The organism is Wenzhouxiangella sp. XN24, from assembly GCF_011064545.1.
GTDB lineage: Bacteria > Pseudomonadota > Gammaproteobacteria > Steroidobacterales > XN24 > XN24.
The window spans coordinates 260,681-284,334 of sequence record NZ_JAAMFG010000026.1 but is presented as its reverse complement, the minus strand read 5'-3'; the positions used below and the strand labels follow the sequence as shown (position 1 = coordinate 284,334).

Below are 23,654 nucleotides of genomic sequence, written 5' to 3'. Positions count from 1 at the left end.
TATGCTACGCCTGAGCATAACGCTTGTCCAGCGCTCGCCAGGCGGCTAGAACTTCAACGGAGTCAACGCCCCCACCCCGGGGGCACGACGCTCGCGCAACACCTCGCGGCGGAAGCGGAACAGCTCCGCGGGCCGACCCCCGGTGTGCGTGTCGACCTGGCCCGTCTTTTCCACCAGGCCGCCGTTCTCGACAAGCCGGCGGAAGTTCTGCTTATGGAGGCGCAGGCCCGAGAGGGCCTCGACTACGCGTTGCAGCTGGGCAAGAGTGAACTGCTCCTCGATCAGTTCGAACACCAGCGGGCGATAGCGCAGCTTGCCGCGCAGACGGGCGAGCCCCGTGGCCAGAATGCGGCGATGGTCGTAGGCCATCGGCTGGCCGAACAACATGGCGGACCGGGGCGGGCGGCGGCCCCGGTCGAGCCAGTATTCGTGGGTCAGGCCTGCACCATAGAGCAGCTCGTAGCGTTCCAGCACCCGGTAGCCGTCCCATCCGGCGTCGCTGAGGCCGAAACAGATTTCCATGCGCCGGCGGCGGCGTTCCCGTTCTGCTGCGGTGCCGGGTTTCTCGCTCCAGTCGCCGAGTGCCACCGCGATGTCTTCGAGCACCGCCGGCCGCTCGCTGCGCCAGTCTTCCCATGGCAGGAAGCGATAGCAGCTGAGCCATTCGCCGCCGGCGGCGACCACCGGCAGGTCCTGCGCCAGGGCGAGATAGGCGATCGACAACACGCGCGGGCCACCGGCGCGTTCCCGCGGGTCGCGGCCTTCGTCGCCGAAGGTGTACAGCTGTTCGACATAGCCGAGTTCGCGCCCGGTCTGTTGTTGCACCCAGGCGCGCAATCCGAGTTCGAGCGTGCGGTCGTGGGCCGGATCGAAGGGACCGGACGGCAGGGCAGGGGGGTCGGCATCTTCCGGGGATGCCACGGTCAGCACGCGCGCTTCGTCATCCCGCACGGCGATGATGACGGCATTCAGGCCGACGGCGATGCGCCGGGTATCGGTGTCCGCGGCGGCGGCCGGGACCGCCTTCGCGCCCCGGTTAGCGTTGCGTTTACTCATCGAGCGGCTCGGCACAAGCCTTGCAATAGTTCGCGTCCGAATCGTGCCCCCTGGCGCCGCAGGCCGGGCAGCGCCGTCCGCGCGCACGACGGCGGCTCTGCTCCGAGAATTCGGCGAAGAAAATGCCCATCGGCACGGCGATGATGCCGTAACCCGTGATCATGATGAGGGAGGCGATGGTCTTGCCCAGTGGTGTGACCGGGACGATGTCGCCGTAGCCGACGGTGGTGAGCGTGACGATCGCCCAGTACATGCTGTCCGGGATGCTGTGGAAGCCGCCGGCTTCGCCCTCGATGGTGTACATCAGCGTCCCGAAAATCGCCACGAGCGTGATTACGGCATAGACGAAAATCAGGGTCTTGCGCCAGCTGGCCTTGAGAACCTCAACAAGGATATTCGCTTCGGTGACGTACTCGCGCATGTGCATGATGCGGAACAGGCGGAGCACGCGCAGGATGCGGATGACGAGCATCGGCGCGGTGCCGGCAAAGATTACGCCGAGGTAGGTCGGCAACACGGACAGCAGGTCGATGACGCCGAGAAAACTCGTGGCATAGCCTTTGCGGTCGCGCACGCAGTACAGCCGCAAGCCGTATTCGATGCTGAACAGCACCGTGAAGAACCATTCCAGGATATAGAGGATCCGGCCGTACTCGGCGTTGATCGCATCGACGGTCGTCAACATGACCGTGGCGACGCTGATCAGGATCGCGACGATGAGCGCGAGGTCGAAAAATTGTCCGGCCGGCGTGTCGGAACGGAAGATGACGGTGAACAGGCGCCGCTGCAGATCACCGGATCGCGCTTCGTGGCGCACGGCGGTCATCGTTCGATGGCCGTGCCGACGATGATGTCGCGCGCACGCAGGTCCTGCAGCACCTCGGCGCCTGCAGCCACGATCGGCTCGGCCTCCGCCTGGCCGAGCTCGGCGGCGATTTGCAGCATGCAGTCCCGCCCGGTCCGCGGGGCGGCCTCCTCCGACGCGGCAAGCAGTTCGACGAGGCGCGCAGTCACGAGATTGATCTCCATGAAGCCGACCTTGTCGACCCGGTCCCGCCAGACGAGCAGCCGGGTGGGTTCGGCCGGCGGTTCGGCCGGCTGGTAATCGGGCGACAGGCGGTGGACCGGCCACTCGTAGGCCAGGGACCAGGCCAGGGGCGACAGCACGGGGATCCCCGCCAGCAGGTCGCCGTCCCCGTCGACGTCGAGCGAGACGATGTCGCGCTCGTCGATGGCGAGCGCCAGTTCCACCCATTCGTAATGTGCCAGTTCGGTGAGAAAAGGCGGATCGTCCGGGGCCGGCGTACGCTCTTCAGCCAGGTAGCCGAGAAATTCCTGCGGCAATTCGAGAAACAGCGGGGTCTGGGCGCGATGACGGATCAGCCAGTCGCGGACCATGCGCTGCCAGGCCGCCTCGCCGAGAATCTTGCGGGTCACCGGGAAGCTGCGGCCGAGCAGGTCGCGCAGGTTGTTGAAGAACAGGTCCCGGTAAATGGCGAGGCGGCGGTCCTCGATGCCCTCGGGTGCGGGCGCCCCTTCGGGATCGCGAATGTGCGCGGCGAACGCGTGTTGCAGTCGCCGCAGCGCTTCGCCGTCAGCCACCGGCATGCCGCTTCTGCAAGCCGCGGATGATGTCGAGCTCGCGCTGGAGCTGTGCCATCGGCGGAATATTGAAGTCGCGTTCGAGGAGGGTCGGGATGACGCCGAACCTGGCATAGGTCCGATCCAGCAGTCCCCATACCGGGTCGGCGACATCGGCGCCGTGGGTGTCCACGCGCAGATCCTCGGCCTCGACGTAATGTCCGGCGACGTGCAGGTAAACGACCCGCTCCCCGGGCAGCGCCGCCAGGAACTCTTCGGGATCGTAGCCGTGGTTGATGGCGTTGACATACACGTTGTTGACGTCGAGCAGCAATCCGCAATCGGCTTCTTCGAGCACCGCGCGAAGGAAGTCGGCCTCTGCCATTTCCTGTCCTGGCGCGGCGTAATAGGACACGTTCTCCACGGCGATCGGACGCTCGAGGATTTCCGCAGCGCGACGGATCCGGCCGGCCACGTGGCGTACCGCTTCCTCCGTGAAGGGAATGGGCATGAGGTCGTACAGGTGGCCTTCGTCTCCCGTGTACGACAGGTGCTCCGTGTAGAAACGCACGCCGTGCGCGTCGAGGAATCCCCTGGCACGCTCGAGGAAATACTCGTCCAGCGGCGCAGGACCGCCGAGCGACAGGGAGAGGCCGTGCACCACGAAAGGAAAACGGTCCGTGAACCAGCAGAATTTACGGCCCAGGGCGCCGCCCACGCCGATCCAGTTCTCCGGCGCCACCTCCATGAAATCGAGGTTCCACGGCGGATCGGCCATGAGCTCGTCCATCATGCTGCGCCTGAGGCCCAGTCCGACGCCTTCGACCGGATATTCCTGCAGCTTGTTCATGCGCGTCCCGCGGTTCGTTCCATGTCCATTTTAGCCCGCATCCCGTATTCGGCGCAGGGCGTTCAGGTAGGAGACCTCGTCAGGCAGGGAATTGTTTCGTTGCGCGAGCCAGAGCGCTTCTGCGAGGCACTCGGCCATGCGGTGCTCGGCCTCGTGCAGCCCGTGGCGCGCCGCCAGTTCGCGATGCAGTGCAGCGATGCCTGCGGGCCGGTCGGTCGCCACCTGTTCCCGCAGGCCGAGATGCAAGCCCATGTGCAGGAAGGGGTTTTCCTGGCCCGACTCCGGTGTCCAGTCCCGCTCGAGCGCCGCCGGGCCGCTCTCCAGCAGGTCGTGGTACTCGGGATGCTGGGCGATGACGTCTGCGACCTGGTGTTCCAGCGGTTCCGCGGGCAGGCCCTCGCGACGCTTCCGCCAGGCTTCGACGTAGAAGGCCCGCAGCCCTTCGCGATCACTCGGCAACAGCACGACGGTTCCGCCCGGGCTTCGCCGGCGGCGCGAGGGGAGGAGCAGGGGGGTCGCCCGGCGTCTTGGCGCGATAGTCGCACAGGTCCGCGATGATGCAGGTCGGGCAGGCCGGCTTGCGCGCCTTGCAGACGTAGCGGCCGTGAAGGATGAGCCAGTGGTGCGCGTCCTTCAGGAACTCGCGCGGCGTGACCCGTGCGAGCCGGTCCTCGACCGCCCGCACCGTCTTGCCCGGCGCGAGCCCGGTGCGATTCGCGACCCGGAAAATATGGGTGTCAACGGCGATCAAGGGCTCGCCGAATGCCGTATTGAGTACCACGTTGGCGGTCTTGCGGCCGACGCCGGGCAGCGCCTCCAGTGCGGCGCGGTCGCGCGGCACTTCTCCGCCATGCTGTTCGAGCAGAATTCCGCACAGGGCGATGATGTTTTTCGCCTTCGCGTTATAGAGCCCGATCGAGTTGATGTGGCGTTTCAGCCCTTCTTCGCCCAGCGCCTGGATGGCCGCCGGCGTGTCGGCCGCCGCGAACAGCTTTGCGGTGGCACGATTGACGCCCTTGTCGGTCGCCTGCGCCGAAAGCACGACCGCCACGAGCAGTTCGAAAGGGGTGGTATAGACGAGTTCGGTGGTCGGCTCCGGATTCGCTGCGCGCAGCCGGGCGTAAAGTTCGCGACGCTTCGCATCGTTCATGCCGGCGCCATGCTCACGCCGGCTCGCCGGCGGCCCCGACCGGTTCCACCCGGACCTGCCGGAGGCGCCGGGCGCGTCCCGCATCGATGAGGTTCTTGGCCGCGACCATCAGTCCGAGGCCGAAGAAAGCGCCCGGCGGCAGCAGGGCCAGCAGGAAACCGCCATCGACCAGTTGAAGTTCCAGCCAGCGCGAGCCCTCGCCGAACATCATGTGCGCGCCGCTGAACAGCGAGCCCTGGCCGAGCAGTTCGCGCGCTGCGCCGAGCACCACCAGCACGCTGGTGAAGCCCAGTCCCATGGCGAGGCCGTCGAGCATGGCGAGCATCGGCGGCTGGCGGGAGGCGAAAGCCTCCGCCCGGCCGATGATCGCGCAGTTGGTGACGATCAGCGGAATGAAAATGCCGAGGACGCGGAACAGCTCGTGGAACCAGGCGTTCATGACGAGTTCGACCGCGGTCACGAAGGAGGCGATGACCAGCACGAACACGGGAATGCGGATTTCCGGGCGCACGATGTCGCGGATCAGTGAGACCGTGATGTTCGAAGCCATCAGCACCAGGGTCGTGGCGATCCCCAGGCCGAGCCCGTTGACGAGGCTCGTGCTGACCGCCAGCAGGGGGCAGAGCCCGAGCAGCTGCACGAGGCCCGCATTATTGGTCCAGAGCCCCGTCCTGATGACTTCCGCGGGCCTTGCCGTCATTCCTGTCCTTCCTCGTCGGGCGTCGCCGCCAGGCCGTGCGTGCCGGCGGGCGTGCTGAACAATCGATCGCGGTTGGCCTCGAAGTATATCAGCGCGTCGCGGACCGCAGAGACGACGGCGCGGGCCGTGATGGTGGCCCCGGTGAACTGGTCGAACACGCCTCCGTCGCGCTGCACGGCCCATTGCTCGCGCGGCGGCTGGCCGAGGCGCCGTCCCGTGAAATCGAGGATCCAGTCGTCGCGCTCGACCTCGATCTTGTCGCCGAGCCCGGGCGTCTCCCGGTGTGCCACGACGCGCACGCCGCTCAGCGTGCCGTCTTCGAGTACCCCCACCAGCAGCCGGATCGGTCCGCTGTAACCACCCGGCGCGACGGGCGTCAGTACCGCCGCCACCGGTTGTCGGTCGCGCCGCGCGCGATAGACCGTCACGGGATCGTCGGTGCCCAGCAATTCGCGATCGGTGACGGTGATCGCATCTTCGTGCACCGCGTTGTCATACGCGCCGTCGGGCAACACGTCCGTCAGGCTACGCAACAGAAACGCCCGCTCGTTCTCTGCGATGCGCTCCGCCGTGGACTGCCAGGTGATCGCGACCAGGAGGGCGCCGACCACCGCGAAGCCGGCCAGGATCGCCGCGGCGCGGAACATGCTGCGCGTGGTTTCAGCCCGCATGACCGTATGTGCGAGGGCGGGTGAAATGATCGATCGCGGGCACCGCCATGTTCATCAGCAGCACCGCGAAGGCCACGCCGTCGGGATAGCCGCCCCAGCTGCGAATGATGAAGATGAGCACGCCGATGGCGAAACCGTAGACCAGGCGACCGGTGCGGCTCGTCGCAGCCGATACGGGGTCCGTCGCGATGAAGAAGGCGCACAGCATGGTGGCGCCGCTGACGAGGTGAAACGTCGGCGGGGGATAGGCGCCCGGGTTGATCAGCCAGAAAAAAGCGGCCGGCACGAAGACCCCGAGCAGCACGGCGACGGGGATGTGCCAGCGGATGATGCGGCGCCACAGGAGGTAGGCACCACCGAGCGCGACGAATGCAGAGATCGACTCCCAGCCGCGCCCGCCGAGCAGGCCGTAGAGCTCACCGCCGCGGATCTCCCCCACGGTGCGCGCGAGCGACAGCTGGGTGCGCAGGTCGTCCAGCGGCGTCGCGCCAGTGACCGCGTCCCAGCCGAGGTTGCCGGGCAGCATGCCGGTCAGCGTGAAGCGCAGGGTCTCCCATGCGCCGAGCGTCGCGCCTGTGGGGGGGAGCCAGCGCGTCATGGCTTCCGGGAACGAGATGAGCACGACGACGTAGCCCGCCATGGCCGGGTTGAAAGGGTTGTAGCCGAGTCCCCCGTACAGCTGCTTGGCGAACAGGATGGCGAACGCCGCCCCCGTGGCCGTGATCCACCATGGCGTGAGCGGCGGCAGGCAGAACGCCAGCAGGATGGCGGTCACGAGCGCGCTGAGATCCTGCAGTTGCGGCAGCACGGCACGCCCGCGTAGCGCGAGGGCGCCCGCCTCGCAGGCCAGCGCCACCCCGGCGGCAATGGCCATGTTGTACAGCAGGCCCGGGCCGAAGAACCACACCCAGGCCGCCGTGGCGGGCACCAGCGCCAGCAACACTTCGCCCATTACCCGCGTCACGCTGGTGCGCGGACGGACATGGGGCGGCACCGTGGCGGCGAACTTCATTTGTCGTCGTCCGCCCGGTCGTCGTCCCGCCGCGCCTGCACGCGCTCCAGCGCCTCGTCGATCATCGCCTTGCGCGCGTCCTCGTCCCCGCGGGCGGCATTCGCGGCGCGCGTTTTCTCTTCCAGGCGCCGGCGGCGCGTCTCCTGTTCGGCTTCGATGCGCGCGCGCCGCGACTCGAAGCGGTCGCGCGCCAGGTCCGAGCGCGCGCGGTCGCGATCCCGCGCCCACAGTTCCGTCTTGGCATAGCGGAAGTACTGGGTCAGTGGCAGCTGGCTCGGGCAGACGACATCGCAACAGCCGCATTCGATGCAATCGAACAGGTGATACTCGTCGAGCCGGTCGAGCTCCCCGGCATGCGCATGCCAGTACAGCTGCTGCGGCAGGAGTTGTGCAGGGCACACCTCCGCGCATTCGCCGCAGCGGATGCACGGCATGGCGGGCGCCCGCGGCTGGATGTCTTCCCCGCTGGCCACGACGACGCAGTTGGTCGCCTTGACCACCGGCACCGAGTCGTCGGGTAGCGGAAAACCCATCATGGCCCCGCCCATCAACAGGTGCCGCGCCTCGTCCGTGTACCCGCCGCAGGCGGCGACCAGTGCCGCGATCGGCGTGCCGAGCCGCACCTGGAGATTGCGCGGCCGGGCCACGCCGCCCCCCGTGACGGTGACTATGCGCGAGATCAGGGGTTCGCCGCCGAGCACGGCCCGGGCCACGGCGGCTGCCGTGCCGACGTTGTGGCAGAGATAGCCGATGTCCGGCGGCAACCCGCGCGCGGGCACTTCCTCGCCGGTCAGCACCTTGATCAACTGCCGCTCGCCGCCCTCGGGGTAGATGGCGGGGACCGAGACGACCTCGATCCGGGTTTCACCGGCGGCCGCGATCGCCGCCTCGAGCGCCTGCCTGGCCAGCGGCTTGTCTTCCTCGATGGCGATGCAGCAGCGGTCGATCTCGAGCGCGCGGAGCAGCACCTGGGCGCCGGCCAGCACCTCTTCGGGGCGTTCTTTCAGCAGCACTTCGTCGCAGCAGATGTAAGGCTCACACTCCGCGCCGTTGAGGATCAGCATCTTCAGCCCGGCGCCTGCGCCGAGCTTCACCGCCGTCGGGAACGCGGCCCCGCCCAGTCCGACGACGCCCGCGGCACGGACCCTGGCGCGCAGTTCCACCCCGTCCAGGGTGCAATAGTCTTGCAGCGGTTCGTAGCCTCCCCAGGGTTCGTCGAGACCGTCCGTCTCGATGATGATGCAGGGCGCCGCCAGGCCGCTGGGATGCGGGACCGGGTGATCCTCGATGGCCACGACCGTGCCGCTGCTCGATGCGTGGACCTTGGCCGCGACATAGCCGCTCGGCCGGGCGATCGGCTGCCCCCGGAGGACGCGCTCTCCCGGGCTGACCACGGCTTCGGCCTGCTGGCCGACATGCTGCGAGAGCGGCAGGACGAGGCGCGGCGGGACGGGGATCTCGAGCAGGGGTTCACTGGCCGGTCGCGCGGTGCGCGAATCCAGTTTGAGCCCGCCATGGAAATGCCAGAGGCGTGCCCTGCTCACCGTTGTTCCGTCGGCATCGAGTCGCCCGGCCGCGGCCATTTCCAGGTGCTCGGCGTGACTTCCTCCTCGACCATGGCGATGCAGTCCACCGGGCAGGGTGCCACGCACAGTTCGCAGCCGGTGCACTCCGAGGTGATGACCGTGTGCATCTGCTTGCCGGCACCCAGGATGGCGTCCACGGGGCAGGCCTGGATGCACAGGGTGCAGCCGATGCACAAGGGCTCGTCGATGACGGCGATCGTACGGGCCTTGAGTTCGCCGCTTTCCGGGTCCAGCGGTTTCGGGTCGCGCTCCAGCAGGTCGGCGAGCGCGCGGATGGTGGCCTCGCCGCCCGGTGGGCAGCGATTGATGTCCGCCTCGCCGGCCGCGATCGCCTCCGCGTAGGGGCGGCAGCCGGCAAAGCTGCACTGGCCGCACTGGGTCTGGGGCAGCAGCGCATCGATCCGGTCGGCGACCGGATCACCCTCGGTGCGGAAGCGCACGGCGGCGAAGCCCAGGGCAAGGCCGAACAGGGCGGCGAGGCCGGCGATGACCAGGATGGCGGAGATCATGGCGCGCCTACCCCCGGACCAGTCCGGCGAAGCCCATGAACGCCAGCGACATCAGTCCCGCAGTGACGAGCGCGATGGAGGCACCCTGGAAAGCCACCGGCACATCGGCGGCGGCGACCCGCTCGCGGACTCCCGCAAACAGCACGAGAACCAGTGAGAACCCGAGCGCCGCGCCGAAACCGTAGACGAAAGACTCGAGAAAACCGTGGCTCTCCTGGACGTTCAGCAGGGCGACCCCGAGCACGGCGCAATTGGTGGTGATCAGCGGCAGGTAGATGCCCAGCACCTGGTAGAGCAACGGACTGGTCTTTTGGACCACCATCTCGGTGAACTGCACCACGCCCGCGATGACGAGGATGAAGGCGATGGTGCGCAGGTATTCGAGGCCGAGCGGCGCCAGCAGCCATTCCTGGACGAGATAGCTGCAGACGGAAGACAGCGTCAGCACGAAGGTGGTGGCCAGTGCCATGCCGGCGGCGGTCTCCAGTTTGCGCGAAACGCCCATGAACGGGCACAGCCCGAGGAACTTCACCAGGACGAAGTTGTTCACCAGAACCGTAGCCACCAGAATGAGTCCCAGTTCTTTCATAAGCCGCTGATCCGAACCCTCGACAGCTCAGGTCACCCGCATGCCGGGCTCGGCACCGGCATCGGGGGCCACCAGGAAGATGCCCCCGTCGCCCGAGGCGGCCAGCACCATGCCCTCGGACACGCCGAAACGCATCTTGCGCGCTTTCAGGTTGGCGACCACGATCGTGAGCTTTCCAGGCAAGTCTTCGGCCCGGTACGCGGAGCGGATGCCGGAGAACACCTGGCGCCGGCCGTCGCCGAGATCGAGCGTCAGTTTCAGGAGCTTGTCGGCCCCGTCCACCTCGTCGGCTTCGAGTATGCGGGCCACGCGCAGATCGATCTTGAGGAAATCCTCGATACCGATCTCCGCGGGTGATTCGTCGCCGGTAGCGGCTGGCCGGGCACCGGCTTCGGCGGGCGGGGAACTGGCGGTTGCCGGCTTCTTCTCGAGGCTGTCGCGGGAGGCCTCGAGCAGGCCCTGGACGGCCGCGGGATCGACCCGCTGCATGAGGGCCTCGAACGGCCCGATCTGGTGATCCAGCAATGGCACGACGGCGTCGTCCCAGTTCAGCGGTGCACACTTCAGGAACCGCTCGGCTTCGCCTGCCAGCCTGGGCAGCACCGGCTTGAGCCAGGTGACCAGGGTGCGGAATGCGTTCAGGCCCTGGGTGCAGACGGCTTGCACCTCCTGCTCCCGGCCGGTCTCGCGGGCCATGATCCAGGGTTTCTGCCGGTCGATGTACTGGTTGGCGCGGTCGGCCAGGGCCATGACCTGGCGTATCGCCTGGCCGTAGCGCCGCTGGTCGAAGGCCGCCTCGATGGCGGGCGCCGCGGCGACCATTTCCTGATGGAGATCGGGGTCGGGCAGGGCGCCGGCGAGCCGGCCGTCGGCCACGCGGTGCACGAAGCCGGCGCAACGGCTGGCGATATTGACCAGCTTCCCGACGAGGTCGGAATTCACCCGCTGGACGAAGTCTTCGAGGTTCAGGTCGATGTCCTCGGCGCCGGCCGTCAGCTTGGTGGCGTAGTAGTAGCGCAAGGCTTCCGGATCCAGGTGCTCGAGCCAGGTGCGGGCCCGGATGAAGGTGCCGCGCGACTTCGACATCTTTTCGCCGTTCACCGTCAGGAAGCCATGCGCGAAGACCGCGGTCGGCGTGCGGAAACCCGCGCCGTGCAGCACGGCCGGCCAGAACAGCGAGTGGAAATATCCGATGTCCTTGCCGATGAAGTGATACAGCTCCTTGTCGCTGCCGGGCCGCCACCAGGCGTCGAAATCGAGGTCGGAACGCCGGTCGCAGAGCTGCCGGAAGCTGGCGATGTAGCCGATGGGCGCATCCAGCCAGACATAGAAATACTTGCCCGGGTGGCCGGGAATCTCGAAGCCGAAGTAGGGCGAGTCGCGACTGATGTCCCAGTCCTGCAGGCCGGCCTCGAACCACTCCTCGAGCTTGTTGCGCATGCTCTCGTGCAACGGGCCGGCCGCCATCCATTCCTTGAGCATCGCCTCGAAGTCGCCGAGCTTGAAGAACAGGTGTTCCGAATCGCGCTCGACCGGCGGGGTGTTGGAAAGCACCGAAACGGCGTCGATCAGTTCGGCCGGCCGGTAGGTGGCGCCGCACACCTCGCAGCTGTCGCCGTACTGGTCCGCAGCGCCGCAGCGCGGACAGGTGCCGCGCACGAAACGATCGGGCAGGAACATGCCTTCTTTTTCGTCGTAGGCCTGGCGCACGTTGCGCGACTCGATGTGCCCGCCGGCCTGCAACGCCGCGAAAATCTCTTCGACCAGCGCACGGTTCTCGGCGGAATGCGTGGTGTGGTAGTTGTCGAACTCCACGTGGAATCCGGCGAAGTCGGCGACCTGGGTGGCGTGGACCTGGGCGATCAGCGCCTCGGGGGCGATGCCCTCCTGGCGCGCTTTCAGCATGATCGGCGTGCCGTGCGCGTCGCTCGCGCAGACGTAAATGCAGCGATGCCCGCGCATGCGCTGGAAACGCACCCAGATATCGGTCTGGATGTACTCGACGAGATGGCCGAGATGCAGCGGGCCGTTGGCGTACGGCAGCGCGCTGGTGACGAGCATTTCGCGGCGTGTGCTCATGGACTCCATCCGCCGGTTCGCGGCGTCATCGGGACTGGGCGACAAGCCGGAAATTATGCCATATTCGACGGACGCGCCCCGGGATGGCTGCCGGGCGGCTCTGACTGCTCCATGAGCTTGCGGAAACGGTCCTTGGCAGAAGCTTTTTCGTAGGCTTCGCGGGCCGTGATGAAGCGCCGGTCCAGCAGTTCCTGCAAGGCGGAGTCCATGGTGCGCATGCCCACGGCCGCCCCGGACTGCATCGCCGTCTCGAGCTGGTCGAGCTTGCCCTGGCGAAGCAGGTTGGAGATCGCCGGCGTGTTCACCAGGATTTCCAGCGCCGGAATCCGGCCGTCCCCCGTCTTCCGCCGGCAGAGTTGCTGCGAAATCACGCCGCGGAGGGACGTGGACAGCATGGTGCGCACATGCGCCTGCTTCTCCGGCGGAAAGGCATGCACCATGCGGTCCACCGTGGCCGCCGCACCGTTGGTGTGCAGCGTGCCCATCACGAGAATCCCCATTTCCGCGGCGGTGATCGCCGTGCTCATCGTCTCCAGGTCGCGCAACTCGCCGACCAGGACGACGTCCGGATCCTCGCGCAAGGCGGAATGCAGGGCTTCGGCGAAGCTGTTGGTGTGGTTACCGACCTCGCGCTGGCTGATGAGGCAGCCGCGACGCTGGTGCAGGAACTCGATCGGGTCCTCGATCGTGATGATGTGCCCTTTGCGGCGCACGTTGATCTCGTTGATCATCGCCGCCAGCGTGGTGGACTTGCCCGAACCCGTCTTGCCCGTGACGAGGATCATGCCCTGGCGGTGCTGGCACAGGCCGCGCACCACGTCCGGGAGTTTCAGGGAATCCAGCGTCACGGCGTCGGACGGGATGGCACGCATCACGGCGCCCATCCCCCCGAGATGCCGGAACACGTTGACCCTGAAACGCGACAGGCCCTCGATCATGTAGGCGAAGTCGGCCTGCTCCTCGCGGTCGAAGGTGGCCGCCGCCAGCGGCGTCGCGATGGCCTGCAGGTTCTGCGCGAGCTCCTCGGTGTCGAGCAGGGCCGGCTCGAGCACCTGCAGGTCGCCATGCAGGCGGAAGCGCGGGGGGTTGCCCGCGATGAGGTGGAGGTCGGAGCCGTTGCGCTCGACCATTGCCCGCAGCAGCCGATCGACCAGCTGCGTCTTCCGGGTCAGCTGCGAGGTGCTGATATCGCTCATTCCGCCAGGTCCAGTTTCGGCAGCATGCCGGTATCGGTGACGAAGCGCGCGAACTGCTTCTTGTCGGTCGTGAAGCGGTACGCGTCGTCGGGATCGATCTCGCGGCGCTGGATAGCCTCGAGCAGCGCCTGGTCCATCAGCTGCATGCCGGCCTCCTTGCCGGTCTGCAGCTGGGACGGAATGAGGTGGGTCTGGTCGCTCATGATGAGGCGCGCGATGGCCTTGTTCTGCACGAGGATCTCGTGCACGGCCTTGCGCCCCTGGCCGTCGGCCGTCTTCACCAGCACCTGCGTCACCACCGCGACGAGGCTCTGCGAGAGGAAGCTCTTGGTCTGTTCGCGCTGCTGGGCAGGCAGCGCATCGATGATCCGGTCGATGGTTTTCACGGCGCCCGTGGTGTGCAGCGTGCCGAGCACCAGGTGCCCGGTTTCCGCAGCCGTCATCGCCATGCTGATGGTGTCGGCGTCGCGCATCTCGCCGACCAGGATGACGTCCGGATCCTCGCGCAAGGCGGCGCGGACGCCGGCTGAAAAGCTCTTCAGGTGCGTGCCGAGTTCGCGCTGCACGATCTGCGAGTTCTTGCACTGGTGGACGAATTCGATCGGGTCCTCCAGGCTGATGATGTTCATCTTGCGCGTCGAGTTGAGGAAATCGATCATCGCCGCGAGGGTCGTGGACTTGCCCGTCCCCGTGGCGCCCGTGACGAGGACCATGCCCTGGTGATAGTCGCAGAGCTGCCGGACGATCGGCGGCAGCCCCAGCGACTCGAGGGTGGGCACCTCGGCCGGGATGAAGCGAAACACCGCACCGGGTCCGGTGTCCTTGCGGAAGATGTTGACGCGGAACCGGCCGCCGTCGCCGCTGACATAGGAAAAATCGAGATCGTGGCCTTCGCGGAACACCTGTTTCTGGCCGGGCGTCAGGATCTCGTTGACGTAACCCTCGAGTTCCGCCGGCGACAGGTCGCGGAACTTGATCGGCAGCAGGTCGCCACGCAGGCGCAGCATCGGGGGCACCCCGACCGCGAGGTGGATGTCGGAGCAGCCCTGGGCCATGGCGAGCTGCAGGAAAGCGTCTATCCTCGCCAGGGGTCAGTTCTCCCTGCCGACGAAAGGCAAGAGCGCGGCGCGGAGTTCGTCCATCGACGGATAGCGCTTGCTCTTGTCGACGGCCATGCAGCGCGCCACGAGGTCGGACAGCTCCTGCGGCACGTTGGGGTTGAGATCCCGTGCCCGCTTGGCCTTGCCCTGGACGTGTTGGTACATCACCGACATATGGTCACCGCGCGTGTAGGGCGCAAAGCCGGTCAGCATTTCGTAGAGCATGACGCCGAGACTGTAGACATCCGCCTTTTCATCCACTTTCTTGCCGAGAATCTGCTCGGGCGCCATGTACTTCGGCGAGCCTATCACATAGCCGGTGCGGGTGAGCTGCGTATCGCCGCTGGCGCGCGCCGCGGCCACGCCGAAATCCACGACCTTCACCAGGCTGTTGTCGTCGATCAGCACGTTGGCGGGCTTGAGATCGCGGTGGATGACGCCCGCCTGGTGGGCCACCTGCATGCCCGTCGCGATGTCCATGCTGTACTGCAGGGAACGCCTGAGGGGCAGGGGCTTCTCGTCTTTCAACTCGTCCGTCAGCGGGTGCGAGGCGAAGTACTCCATGGAGATCGCGTACAGGCCGCCGAGCGCGATGAAATCGTAGATGCGGATGACGTTGGGATGGGTGATCTTCCGGGAGTAGCGCAGCTCGTGGACGAAGCGCTTCATCATCTCCTCGTCGGCCGCGACGCCGGGATTGAGGAACTTCAGGACCAGCCGCTCGTCGACGACCATGTCCTCGACGAGCAGCACGGTGCCGAAGGCGCCCTTGCCGATTTTCCGGATGTACTTGTATCGCCCCTCGATGACGTCGCCGGGCTCCAGCTTGGTGATGTCGAGCGAGGCCGTCTGTTGCGCGCTGGTCTTGATGAGCTCACGAAGCTCACGGGCATCGGCGAGGGACGCGTCCGCCGCGGAGGCCCCGCCCGTCGTCGTGCCCAGCGTACCGCTGAGGGTTCCGGAGCCCATGCGCTCGCTGAGCCGCTGGATGGCCGAAGCCGCGGCTTCGCTGACGGTGTGCTCGGAGGAGGCGCCTTCCTTCGCGAGTCGCTGGATGATGGAGTCCGCGTCGGCGGGATCGGCGATCTCCGCCAGCGCCGCCATGACCTCGACCCGGACCTGCGCCTCCTTGTGATCCATCAGGGGCAGCAGGTGCGGCAGGGCGTCCTTGCCGGCGAGCTTGGCGATGGCGCGGACGGCGGCCGGCACCGAGCGGGGTTCGGTCGAGAGCATCTTTACCAGCGCCGGCACCGCCCGGGGGTCGCCGATCTCGCCGAGCGCGTCGGCCGAGCGGTCCCGGACCCACCAGTCGGAATCCCGCGTCGCCTTGATGAGGTGCTGGACCGCACGCTCGTCCTTGGTGGTGTTGAGGATCTCGACGGCCGCGCGTCGGACGGACTCGTCGGGATCGCTGATCAGGCCGAGCACGGCGTCGATCACGCGCGGCCCCCCGATGCGGGCCAGCGCATCCGTGGCGCGGGCCCGGACCCACCAGTCGTCGTCGCCCAGTGCGCCGAGCAGGTCCTTGATCGATTCCTGGTCGCCGATCTCGTTGAGCACCTCGACCGCGGCCCGCCGGGCGAAGTCGGACTCGCTCTTGAGGACCTCGACCAGGTGTTTCAACGTGTCCGGGTGGCGCTGCTTGATGATCACGTCGACCGCGCGATTCTGCACGTTCAGGTCCGGATCCATCAGCAGCGCGCAGAGCCGGCCGATGTCCACGTCCCCGCCCATCCGGCCGATGGCACCGAGCGCCGTCTGCCTCACCAGCTTGTGTTCGCTGGACAGTTCCTCGCCGAGGGCCTGGCGGACCTCCGGGCGATCGAAACGCGACAGGATCTCGATGATGTGCACCTTGGCCGCGACGTCCTTGCCGGACAATCGCCCGATCAGTTCGGGCAGCATGGACTCGTCGGCCATTTCCCCGATCAGGCGGAACAGGGCGGCCTTCTCGATGCTTTCCGCCTGGTAGGCGCGCGTCAGCACGGGGCGGAACTCGAGACGCTCCTTCTGCGCCTCCAGGATCTCCAGGATGGCGGCGCGCGGCATGTTGTCGTCCGCGAGATAGTCGAGCAGCTTGTTGGGGTTGTAATCGCGGCTGTGGGACAGCGCCCAGACAAGTCCCTGCACGCCGCGTGCATTGGAGTGGCGCAGCGCTTCTGCGGCATCGGGCAGCGTGCGCACGGAGATCAGGATGCCGAGTACGCGTGACAATGCCGCAGCGCGCTCCTTGTCCGCGCTCTCGAGTTCCGCGACGACGCGGACGACCGCCGGGCCGCCCACCTTGCGCAATTTCGCCACCGCCTTCTTGCCCGCCGGGGACTCCAGGTCCGCCGGGCTCCGGATCGAGCCCACCAGGCGATCGGCGACGAAGCCGCCAAACAGGCTCATGGCGCGCACCCCGGCCGGCCGGGCGAGACGACGATGGCATGACGGCATTTTCGCATCCCGCCTACGTTACACGCAGAGCGGTTTTCCGTCCAAGGGCGCATGCCCCGGGGGCGCGCATGGGCTACAATACGCGGCTTCCGACGCGACGAAACCAACCCCCGGGGAGTGGTATGACCCAGGCAACTATCGACGGCGCGCGCGCGCTGTTGGCGCAACGAATCGACCCTATCATCGAGCAAGACCTGGTTTCGGCCGGGGCGGTGGCGGACATCACCCTCGAGAACGGCGTGCTCGGCGTCGTGTTGCGGTTCGGCTTTCCTGCCGACCGCTATGAAAAGGAACTGCAGGCCGAGTTCGGCAAGCTGTTCGCCGACCTCGCAGGCGTCGACAGCGTGCGGGTCGAGGTCCAGTGGGACGTGGAAACCCGCTCCGTGCAGCCCGGATTGCAGCCGCTGGCGGGGATCCGCAACATCATCGCGGTGTCCTCCGGCAAGGGCGGCGTCGGCAAGTCCACGACCGCAGTGAACCTTGCGCTCGCCCTCGCGGCCGAAGGCGCGAAGGTCGGTATTCTCGACGCCGACATCTACGGCCCGAGCCAGCCGCGCATGCTCGGCCTGTCCGGTCGCAAGCCGACCAGCACCGACGGCAAGCGGATCCATCCGCTGGAGGCCTTCGGAATCTACTGCATGTCGATCGGCTTTTTGATCGACGAAGACCAGCCGATGATCTGGCGCGGCCCGATGGTGACCCAGGCGCTCCAGCAGCTGCTCGGCGAGACGAACTGGGGCGATATCGATTACCTGATCGTCGACATGCCGCCGGGTACGGGCGATATCCAGCTGACGCTCTCCCAGCGCGTTCCGGTCAGCGGTGCCGTGATCGTCACGACCCCCCAGGACATCGCCCTGCTCGATGCGCGCAAGGGCCTGCGGATGTTCGAGAAGGTAAAGGTCCCCGTGCTGGGCATCGTGGAGAACATGAGCCTGCATATCTGCTCCAACTGCGGCCACCAGGAGCCGATTTTCGGCTCCGGGGGCGGGGAGCGCATGGCGGAGCAGTACGGCGTGCCGCTGCTCGGCAACCTGCCCCTGGACATCAACATTCGCGAGGAGGCCGATGCCGGGCAGCCCTCGGTCGTGGCGGACCCCGACGGTCCCGCCGCACGCGCCTATCTCGACATCGCGCGTCGCATGTGCGCCCGGCTCGCCGCCGGCGGCAACATGCCCGGCGCGAAGTTCCCGACCATCAGCTTCGAGGACGATTGATTGAGCATCAAGTCGGACAGGTGGATCCGCGAGATGGCGGCATCCGCCGGCATGATCGAGCCTTTCGAGCCCGGCCAGGTGCGGGCCGTGGACGGGCGCAAGATCGTCAGCTACGGCACCTCGAGCTACGGTTACGACGTACGTTGCGCCCCGGATTTCAAGATTTTCACCAATATCAACTCCGCGGTGGTGGACCCGAAAGCGTTCGATGCCTCGAGTTTCGTCGATGTCCGCGGTGACGTGTGCATCATCCCGCCGAATTCTTTTGCGCTCGCCCACACCGTCGAGTACTTCCGCATCCCGCGCAAGGTCCTCACGATCTGCCTCGGCAAGAGCACCTACGCTCGCTGCGGCATCATCGTGAACGTCACGCCGCTCGAGCCCGAGTGGGAAGGCCACGTGACCCTCGAGTTCTCCAACACGACGCCGTTGCCCGCGAAGATCTACGCCAACGAGGGCGTGGCGCAGATGCTGTTCCTGGAGTCGGACGAGGAGTGCGAGGTGTCGTACGCCGACCGTGGCGGGAAGTACCAGGGCCAGCGCGGCGTGACGCTGCCGAAAGCCTAGACGCGTCGCGGCGCATCCAGCGGCCGGCCGTCCAGCCACGGTCCGCCGTCACGCCATTCCAGGCGGCCGCTGGCCATCCATTCGACGACCTGCGGGTAGATCTCGTGCTCGCGCGCCTGGACGCGTTGCGCCAGGCTTTCCTCGGTGTCGTCGGGCCGGACCGCGACCTGCGCCTGGAGAATCACCGGGCCGCCATCCAGTTCCTCCGTGACGAAATGAATGCTCGTGCCGTGCACGGGTTGGCGGTCCTTCAGGGCGCGCCGATGGGTATGCAGGCCACGATAGAGGGGCAACAGGGAGGGGTGGACGTTCAGCATCCGGCCGGCCCAGGCCGCGACGAGGGACGCTCCGAGCACGCGCATGAAGCCCGCCAGCACGACCAGGTCCGCGCCGGATTCGCGCAACAATGCCTCCAGCGCGGCGTTCCAGGCGGCGCGGTCGGGATAGTCGGAGGGCGGGATGGCGACCGCCCGAATGCCTGCATCGCGGGCGCGCGCCAGGCCCCGCGCGTCCGGCCTGTCGCTGGCCACGAGGCGGAATTCGGCGTTGAGCCGGCCCGCCGCCGCGGCGTCGAGCAGCGCCTGGAGATTGCTGCCATGACCGGAAACGAGCACTGCGATGCCGAGCGGCGCACGGTTCATCCGGCGAGCACCACCCGGCGTTCTCCCGCGTCGATGCGCCCGGCGATCCAGGCGCGCTCACCCTGCGCCTCGAGCAGGGCCACGGCCTCGTTCGCCACCTCGGGACGCACCACCAGCGCCATGCCCATGCCGCAGTTGAACGTCCTGTACAACTCCGCATCCGCGATGCCGCCGGCCGACTGCAGCCAGTCGAACAATTCCGGACGCCGCCAGCTGCGTGTATCGATGGTCGCCATGAGTCCCTCGGGCAGGGCGCGTGGCAGGTTTTCCGGCAGGCCGCCACCCGTTATGTGTGCCATCGCGCAAACTTCGAACTCTGCCATCAGGGCCAGCAGCGGTTTGACATAAATTCGCGTGGGCGCCAGCAGCCGCTCGATCAGCGCTTCGCCGTCCAGCAGCATGTCTTGGGCGGCGCCGCTGACTTCCAGGACCTTGCGGGCCAGCGAGTAGCCGTTCGAGTGCAGCCCGGAGGAGGCGATGCCGATCACCGCGTCGCCCGCGGCGACGCGGCTGCCGTCGATGATCCGCTCATGTTCCACGATGCCGACGCAAAAACCCGCCAGGTCATAGTCCTCGCCGGCATAGAACCCCGGCAGCTCCGCGGTCTCGCCGCCCAGCAGGGCGGCGCCCGCCAGCTTGCATCCGGTCGCGATGCCCTCGATGACAGCCGCCGCCGCATCCACATCGAGCCGGCCCGTGGCGTAATAGTCGAGGAAGAAAAGCGGTTCTGCGCCCTGCACGATGACGTCGTTGGCGCACATCGCGACGAGGTCGATCCCGACGCCGCCATGACGCCCCGTCTCGATCGCCAGCTTGAGCTTGGTACCGACACCGTCCGTGCCCGCCACGAGTACGGGCCGCCGGTAGCCGGACGGAATCTCGAACAGGCCGCCGAAGCCGCCGATGCCGGACAGCACCCCGGGTCTGTGCGTGGCGATCACGGCCGGCTTGATGCGCTCCACGAGCGCGTTGCCGGCGTCGATATCCACGCCGGCGTCCTTGTACGTCAGCGATGAGACGTCTTTCATCGGGAAAGCATCCTTGGGAGGCCCGCAGGCCGGTAGCGTGGTATTTTATCTGACCCGTCGATCCGAGGCAGGATAACCCGGAACGTGCTCATTCAACGCATTCGTCCAGCACTCTGGCTGGCGCTGGCCACGGCGTTCGTCCTCGGCTTCGGTCATCCGGCCGGAGCCGCCAGCGTGGCAGGGCTCTACGAGGCCGAAGCCGCTTTCGAGGGCGAGCGTGAAGCCGGCTTCCGCGCCGCCCTCGCGCAGGTGCTGGTGCGCGTCACCGGACGGCGGGATGTCGTCGATCGCCCCGCTGTCGAGCCGCTGCTGGACGATGCGGCAGCCTATGTGCAGCAGTTCCGGCAGCCGGGCCCCGGGCGTCTCTGGGCCGCTTTCGACGGCGTCGCGGTCGAGCGGGAACTGGCCCGCCTCGGGCTGCCGGTCTGGGGCGTGGAACGGCCGGGTACCCTGCTTTGGATCGCGGTGGACGCGGGGGGCGGGGAGCGCTTCGTGGTCGCATCGGGTGACGAGGTGCCGGCGGAGTCGGCGATTCGTCAGCAGGTGCTGGACGCGGCGGCGCGACGTGGGATCCCCGTGGTGTTCCCGCTGATGGATGCGGAAGACCGCTCCAGGGCGTCCTTCGCGGAGGTATGGGGCGGCTTCGAGGATTCGATCCGGGACGCGTCGGCGAGATATGGCGTCGATGCCGTGCTGGTGGGTCGCCTGTCCGCGGACGACCTCGGTTATGGTCGCTGGACGTTCTATGGCGCCGACGGCGTGGCACGCTGGAGCGGCGATGTCGGCGCGAGCATCGACCGTCTCGCGGATCGCTTCGCGGCGCGGTTCGCGGTCGTGACAACCGGGGCGGCACGCGAGGTCCGGCTCGCGGTGTCCGGGGTGGAGACGATCGCCGACTACGGTCGGGTGAGCCGCTTTCTCGGCAGCCTGACCGCCGTCGAACGGGTCGGTGTCGAGCGCGTCGAGCAGGACCGGATCGTCTACCGCATCGAATTGCGCGGTGGCGCGGATGCGCTAGGCGAGGCCGTGCGTCTCGACGGCCTGTTGCGGGCGGACGATACGGCGGGGCCGGAATACGAACTCAATTACCGCGTGGCCCGGTGAGAGCGCGCGATATCCCCAACCTGCTGTGCGTGTTCCGCATCGTGATGACGGTGCCGGTGGGCTGGGCGATCATCGAGGGCCGTTATCCGCTCGCCATGAGCCTGTTTTTCATCGCCGGGGTGACTGACGGCCTCGACGGGTTCCTGGCCAAGCGCTTTTCGTGGCAGAGCCGGCTGGGCGGATTGCTGGATCCCGCGGCGGACAAGCTGTTGCTGGCGACAGCGTTCGTCACCTTGTGGATGGCCGGTTACGTGCCCGGCTGGCTGCTCGCCGCGGTGGTGATTCGGGACCTCGTCATCGTGACCGGCGCCGCGCTTTATCACTGGCGCGTGCAGCGGCTGAATGCGGAGCCGAGCATCGCCAGCAAGCTGAACTCGTTCCTGCAGCTGCTCTATATTCTCAGCACGTTGTCGCTCCTCGTGTTCGGCCTGCCGCCGGGCGGCCTCATCGCTGCGCTGGGCTGGGTCGTGCTGCTCACGACGACCTACAGCGGCATCGACTACGTCGTCCGCTGGGCCGCTCGCGCGCGTGCCGCGGACGCATGATGCAACAGCTGCCGCTGGCGGTCCGGCTGCGGGATTTTGCGGTCTTCGAGAGTTTCGAGCCGGGGCCGAACGGGGCGGTCGTCGCGCTGCTGCGCGCACCTGCCACTGCCGGTCCGGCCACCTGGATCTGGGGCCCGGAGGGCAGTGGGAAGAGCCATCTTCTGCAAGCCGCGTGCGCCGCAAGTTCCTCCGCGGCCTACCTGCCCGTGACCGAGCTGCTTTCCGCGAGTCCGGCGGTACTGGAAGGTTGGGAAGAGCGGACGACGGTCTGTATCGACGATATCGACCGCCTGGCCGGGCGCCGCGACTGGGAGCTGGCCGCTTTCGCGTTGTTCAATCGGCTGTGGGAACGCGGCGGACGGGTGGTGGTCGCGGCGCGTGGCAGCCCGGCCGCGACGCCGTTCGAGCTCGAGGACTTGCGATCCCGGCTCGCGTGGGGCGGGGTGTTCCGCCTCGAGAGTCTCGGGGACGAGGATCGGGCCCTGGCGCTGCGGCGCCGTGCGGCCCATCGCGGTCTGGAATTGCCCGCCGACGTGGCGAGTTACCTGATGCGCCGCCTGCCCCGCGACATGCGCGCCTTGTGCGGCTGGCTCGATACCCTGGACATCGCCGCGCTGGCGGCCGGCAAGCGCCTGACGATTCCCTTCGTGAAATCCGTCATCGGGACGGCGTCTTCGCACTCGCCCGTTTCACCCAGCTGAGCGTGGCGGCGAAGGCCAGCGCGATCGCGAAAGCAGCCGCGGTGGCCCACGCACGCGCTTCGGGGCTGCCCACCGCCGCCACCAGCACGCCAGCGCCGTAGAAAGGCAGGAGCAGGCTGAGCCGGCGGCCGGTCTGCAGACGGGCCAGCAGCACGCCGCGCAGGCCGAGGCCCAGCGGCAGCAGCAGGACGCCGAGGCCGAGGAGTCCCGGCGCCCCGGCGTCGATGGCCGCGGAACCGAGCCAGAGGGCGATGAACACGGCGCCGGCGGCAAGTGCGGCGGCGGTGGTCAGCCGCGACAGCTCGGCGGCGCTCAACGCAGGGCCTCGCGCTGCGCGGCCAGCGCCCCGCCCGCGACCGCCAGGCGCCGGCCGAGTGCCTGCGCGAGCGTGCGCTCGTCCTCGCTGAGCTCGGCGCCGGCCGCCGGCGAGGCGACATGCGAGGGACCATACGGAGTGCCGCCGTCACGCGTGTGACTGAGCGCCTGGAGCGTGTAAGGCAGGCCGACGAGCAGCGCGCCGTGGTGGAGCAGTGGCAGCATCATGCTCAACAGCGTGCTCTCCTGTCCGCCATGCTGGCTGGAGGTCGAAGTGAAGACCCCCGCGGGCTTGCCGGACAACGACCCGTCGAGCCAGAGTTCGCTGGTGCCGTCGAGAAAATATTTCAGCGGCGCAGCCATGTTGCCGAAGCGCGTCGGGCTCCCCAGTGCCAGGGCATCGCATTCGCGCAGATCGTCCAGCGTGGCATAGGGCGCGCCTTCCTCGGGCACCGGTGGCATGACACTGCGTGTCGCCGGCGCGACCGGCGGCACGGTGCGCAGGACGGCCTCCGCACCGGTGACGGCGCCGACGCCGCGCGCCACCTGGCGCGCCAGGCCGGCCACGCTGCCGTGGCGGGAGTAGTACAGGACCAGGACGCGGCTCACTGCAGCAGATCCAGCACGGCCTCTGGAGGGCGGCCGAGGCGAGCCTTGCGACCGACGACCACCACCGGGCGCTCCATCAGGCGCGGGTGCGCCGCCATGGCGTCGATGAGCATGTCTTCCGTCGTCCCGGGCGCGCCGAGTCCGAGGGCGGCGAATTCGGGTTCCTTGCGACGCACCAGTTCGCTGGCGGGCAACCCCAGCTTGCGGAGGAGGGCGGCGATGGTGGCCCGGTCCGGCGGAGTTTTCAGGTATTCCACGACGCGCGGTTCGATGCCGCGCGCCTCGAGCAACGCGAGCGTCTGCCGCGACTTTGAACAACGAGGATTATGATAGATCGTCACGACCATGATTTGACTCCGTTTTTCCGGGTTGTTCCGATGCACTGTGGTGCTTGACTGTGTGAAGTGGC

26 protein-coding genes are annotated in these 23,654 nt (G+C 67.7%); 5 read left to right on the top strand and 21 right to left on the bottom strand.

Going from position 1 to position 23,654, the window contains the following annotated elements; genetic code table 11:
* Positions 1-45: 45 nt before the first annotated feature.
* From G6032_RS04175 to G6032_RS04100, 16 genes are read right to left on the bottom strand one after another with little or no spacing between them, the layout of a single operon-like run.
* The gene (locus G6032_RS04175; protein ID WP_206211786.1) at positions 46-1,056 is read right to left on the bottom strand and encodes a hypothetical protein; all 1,011 of its coding nucleotides are present in this window, start codon (positions 1,054-1,056) and stop codon (positions 46-48) included.
* A complete protein-coding gene (locus G6032_RS04170) occupies positions 1,049-1,882 on the bottom strand; it encodes an ion transporter (RefSeq protein ID WP_165280868.1) in 834 nt (277 codons plus the stop codon). Before G6032_RS04170 ends, G6032_RS04175 begins: the two co-directional genes overlap by 8 nt.
* Positions 1,879-2,658: a putative DNA-binding domain-containing protein gene (locus G6032_RS04165; protein WP_346763752.1), complete on the bottom strand. Its 780-nt coding sequence runs from the start codon at positions 2,656-2,658 to the stop codon at positions 1,879-1,881. The genes G6032_RS04170 and G6032_RS04165 overlap by 4 nt, the downstream gene beginning before the upstream one ends.
* A complete protein-coding gene (locus G6032_RS04160) occupies positions 2,651-3,487 on the bottom strand; it encodes a DUF692 domain-containing protein (protein ID WP_165280866.1) in 837 nt (278 codons plus the stop codon). The genes G6032_RS04165 and G6032_RS04160 overlap by 8 nt, the downstream gene beginning before the upstream one ends.
* A gap of 30 nt (positions 3,488-3,517) precedes the next feature.
* The gene (locus G6032_RS04155; RefSeq protein WP_206211807.1) at positions 3,518-3,946 is read right to left on the bottom strand and encodes a DUF1841 family protein; all 429 of its coding nucleotides are present in this window, start codon (positions 3,944-3,946) and stop codon (positions 3,518-3,520) included.
* On the bottom strand, positions 3,936-4,637 hold the full coding sequence (nth, locus tag G6032_RS04150) for an endonuclease III (RefSeq protein WP_165280865.1): 702 nt from the start codon (positions 4,635-4,637) through the stop codon (positions 3,936-3,938). The genes G6032_RS04155 and nth overlap by 11 nt, the downstream gene beginning before the upstream one ends.
* A gap of 13 nt (positions 4,638-4,650) precedes the next feature.
* Entirely contained in the window at positions 4,651-5,337 is a 687-nt protein-coding gene (locus tag G6032_RS04145) for an electron transport complex subunit E (RefSeq protein ID WP_165280864.1), read from the bottom strand.
* Positions 5,334-6,008, bottom strand: coding sequence for an electron transport complex subunit RsxG (gene rsxG, locus G6032_RS04140; RefSeq protein ID WP_240901951.1), 675 nt, complete (start codon positions 6,006-6,008; stop codon positions 5,334-5,336). Before rsxG ends, G6032_RS04145 begins: the two co-directional genes overlap by 4 nt.
* Complete coding sequence (locus tag G6032_RS04135; RefSeq protein ID WP_165280863.1) at positions 5,998-7,020, bottom strand: RnfABCDGE type electron transport complex subunit D; 1,023 nt, start codon at positions 7,018-7,020, stop codon at positions 5,998-6,000. The genes rsxG and G6032_RS04135 overlap by 11 nt, the downstream gene beginning before the upstream one ends.
* Entirely contained in the window at positions 7,017-8,564 is a 1,548-nt protein-coding gene (rsxC, locus tag G6032_RS04130) for an electron transport complex subunit RsxC (protein WP_165280862.1), read from the bottom strand. Before rsxC ends, G6032_RS04135 begins: the two co-directional genes overlap by 4 nt.
* Positions 8,561-9,115 carry an electron transport complex subunit RsxB gene (rsxB, locus tag G6032_RS04125; RefSeq protein ID WP_165280861.1) on the bottom strand — a complete coding sequence of 185 codons (555 nt, stop codon included), beginning with the start codon at positions 9,113-9,115 and terminating at the stop codon, positions 8,561-8,563. The genes rsxC and rsxB overlap by 4 nt, the downstream gene beginning before the upstream one ends.
* Before the next feature lie 7 nt (positions 9,116-9,122).
* Positions 9,123-9,704: an electron transport complex subunit RsxA gene (rsxA, locus tag G6032_RS04120; protein WP_165280860.1), complete on the bottom strand. Its 582-nt coding sequence runs from the start codon at positions 9,702-9,704 to the stop codon at positions 9,123-9,125.
* 27 nt (positions 9,705-9,731) lie between these two features.
* Positions 9,732-11,783: a methionine--tRNA ligase gene (metG, locus tag G6032_RS04115; protein ID WP_165280859.1), complete on the bottom strand. Its 2,052-nt coding sequence runs from the start codon at positions 11,781-11,783 to the stop codon at positions 9,732-9,734.
* A 53-nt stretch (positions 11,784-11,836) separates the two neighbouring features.
* Positions 11,837-12,979, bottom strand: coding sequence for a type IV pilus twitching motility protein PilT (locus G6032_RS04110; RefSeq protein ID WP_165280858.1), 1,143 nt, complete (start codon positions 12,977-12,979; stop codon positions 11,837-11,839).
* A complete protein-coding gene (locus G6032_RS04105) occupies positions 12,976-14,046 on the bottom strand; it encodes a type IV pilus twitching motility protein PilT (protein WP_276610845.1) in 1,071 nt (356 codons plus the stop codon). Before G6032_RS04105 ends, G6032_RS04110 begins: the two co-directional genes overlap by 4 nt.
* Before the next feature lie 24 nt (positions 14,047-14,070).
* The gene (locus G6032_RS04100) at positions 14,071-16,470 is read right to left on the bottom strand and encodes a HEAT repeat domain-containing protein (RefSeq protein ID WP_165280857.1); all 2,400 of its coding nucleotides are present in this window, start codon (positions 16,468-16,470) and stop codon (positions 14,071-14,073) included.
* Between the two features lie 170 nt (positions 16,471-16,640).
* Here G6032_RS04100 and apbC point away from each other — a divergent pair, with 170 nt between their 5' ends.
* A complete protein-coding gene (gene apbC, locus G6032_RS04095) occupies positions 16,641-17,735 on the top strand; it encodes an iron-sulfur cluster carrier protein ApbC (RefSeq protein ID WP_165280856.1) in 1,095 nt (364 codons plus the stop codon).
* Entirely contained in the window at positions 17,736-18,302 is a 567-nt protein-coding gene (gene dcd, locus G6032_RS04090) for a dCTP deaminase (RefSeq protein ID WP_165280855.1), read from the top strand. It abuts the gene before it with no gap.
* Here the strand turns inward: dcd and purN are convergent.
* Positions 18,299-18,943 carry a phosphoribosylglycinamide formyltransferase gene (purN, locus tag G6032_RS04085; protein ID WP_165280854.1) on the bottom strand — a complete coding sequence of 215 codons (645 nt, stop codon included), beginning with the start codon at positions 18,941-18,943 and terminating at the stop codon, positions 18,299-18,301. The genes dcd and purN overlap by 4 nt on opposite strands.
* Complete coding sequence (gene purM / locus G6032_RS04080; RefSeq protein ID WP_165280853.1) at positions 18,940-19,971, bottom strand: phosphoribosylformylglycinamidine cyclo-ligase; 1,032 nt, start codon at positions 19,969-19,971, stop codon at positions 18,940-18,942. Before purM ends, purN begins: the two co-directional genes overlap by 4 nt.
* A gap of 84 nt (positions 19,972-20,055) precedes the next feature.
* Here purM and G6032_RS04075 point away from each other — a divergent pair, with 84 nt between their 5' ends.
* From G6032_RS04075 to hda, 3 genes are read left to right on the top strand one after another with little or no spacing between them, the layout of a single operon-like run.
* A complete protein-coding gene (locus tag G6032_RS04075) occupies positions 20,056-21,075 on the top strand; it encodes a DUF2066 domain-containing protein (protein WP_165280852.1) in 1,020 nt (339 codons plus the stop codon).
* Positions 21,072-21,620, top strand: a complete 549-nt coding sequence (locus G6032_RS04070) for a CDP-alcohol phosphatidyltransferase family protein (RefSeq protein WP_165280851.1) — start codon at positions 21,072-21,074, stop codon at positions 21,618-21,620. Before G6032_RS04075 ends, G6032_RS04070 begins: the two co-directional genes overlap by 4 nt.
* The gene (gene hda, locus G6032_RS04065) at positions 21,617-22,321 is read left to right on the top strand and encodes a DnaA regulatory inactivator Hda (RefSeq protein ID WP_165280850.1); all 705 of its coding nucleotides are present in this window, start codon (positions 21,617-21,619) and stop codon (positions 22,319-22,321) included. Before G6032_RS04070 ends, hda begins: the two co-directional genes overlap by 4 nt.
* Here hda and G6032_RS04060 read toward each other — a convergent pair.
* Genes G6032_RS04060 through arsC form a run of 3 tightly spaced genes read right to left on the bottom strand, consistent with a single transcriptional unit; the run spans position 22,278 to position 23,592 of the window.
* On the bottom strand, positions 22,278-22,637 hold the full coding sequence (locus G6032_RS04060; RefSeq protein WP_165280849.1) for a DUF2069 domain-containing protein: 360 nt from the start codon (positions 22,635-22,637) through the stop codon (positions 22,278-22,280). The genes hda and G6032_RS04060 overlap by 44 nt on opposite strands.
* Positions 22,634-23,245, bottom strand: a complete 612-nt coding sequence (gene wrbA, locus G6032_RS04055) for an NAD(P)H:quinone oxidoreductase (protein ID WP_165280848.1) — start codon at positions 23,243-23,245, stop codon at positions 22,634-22,636. Before wrbA ends, G6032_RS04060 begins: the two co-directional genes overlap by 4 nt.
* Positions 23,242-23,592 carry an arsenate reductase (glutaredoxin) gene (arsC, locus tag G6032_RS04050; RefSeq protein ID WP_165280847.1) on the bottom strand — a complete coding sequence of 117 codons (351 nt, stop codon included), beginning with the start codon at positions 23,590-23,592 and terminating at the stop codon, positions 23,242-23,244. Before arsC ends, wrbA begins: the two co-directional genes overlap by 4 nt.
* Positions 23,593-23,654: the final 62 nt, after the last annotated feature.

Bases quoted from the DNA above. Each gene is read 5' to 3' on its own strand.
- G6032_RS04175 (WP_206211786.1), bottom strand. From the start codon at position 1,056: ATGAGTAAACGCAACGCTAACCGGGGCGCGAAGGCGGTCCCGGCCGCC.
- G6032_RS04170 (WP_165280868.1), bottom strand. From the start codon at position 1,882: ATGACCGCCGTGCGCCACGAAGCGCGATCCGGTGATCTGCAGCGGCGC.
- G6032_RS04160 (WP_165280866.1), bottom strand. From the start codon at position 3,487: ATGAACAAGCTGCAGGAATATCCGGTCGAAGGCGTCGGACTGGGCCTC.
- nth (WP_165280865.1), bottom strand. From the start codon at position 4,637: ATGAACGATGCGAAGCGTCGCGAACTTTACGCCCGGCTGCGCGCAGCG.
- G6032_RS04145 (WP_165280864.1), bottom strand. From the start codon at position 5,337: ATGACGGCAAGGCCCGCGGAAGTCATCAGGACGGGGCTCTGGACCAAT.
- rsxG (WP_240901951.1), bottom strand. From the start codon at position 6,008: ATGCGGGCTGAAACCACGCGCAGCATGTTCCGCGCCGCGGCGATCCTG.
- G6032_RS04135 (WP_165280863.1), bottom strand. From the start codon at position 7,020: ATGAAGTTCGCCGCCACGGTGCCGCCCCATGTCCGTCCGCGCACCAGC.
- rsxB (WP_165280861.1), bottom strand. From the start codon at position 9,115: ATGATCTCCGCCATCCTGGTCATCGCCGGCCTCGCCGCCCTGTTCGGC.
- rsxA (WP_165280860.1), bottom strand. From the start codon at position 9,704: ATGAAAGAACTGGGACTCATTCTGGTGGCTACGGTTCTGGTGAACAAC.
- metG (WP_165280859.1), bottom strand. From the start codon at position 11,783: ATGAGCACACGCCGCGAAATGCTCGTCACCAGCGCGCTGCCGTACGCC.
- G6032_RS04110 (WP_165280858.1), bottom strand. From the start codon at position 12,979: ATGAGCGATATCAGCACCTCGCAGCTGACCCGGAAGACGCAGCTGGTC.
- G6032_RS04100 (WP_165280857.1), bottom strand. From the start codon at position 16,470: ATGAGCCTGTTTGGCGGCTTCGTCGCCGATCGCCTGGTGGGCTCGATC.
- apbC (WP_165280856.1), top strand. From the start codon at position 16,641: ATGACCCAGGCAACTATCGACGGCGCGCGCGCGCTGTTGGCGCAACGA.
- purN (WP_165280854.1), bottom strand. From the start codon at position 18,943: ATGAACCGTGCGCCGCTCGGCATCGCAGTGCTCGTTTCCGGTCATGGC.
- purM (WP_165280853.1), bottom strand. From the start codon at position 19,971: ATGAAAGACGTCTCATCGCTGACGTACAAGGACGCCGGCGTGGATATC.
- hda (WP_165280850.1), top strand. From the start codon at position 21,617: ATGATGCAACAGCTGCCGCTGGCGGTCCGGCTGCGGGATTTTGCGGTC.
- arsC (WP_165280847.1), bottom strand. From the start codon at position 23,592: ATGGTCGTGACGATCTATCATAATCCTCGTTGTTCAAAGTCGCGGCAG.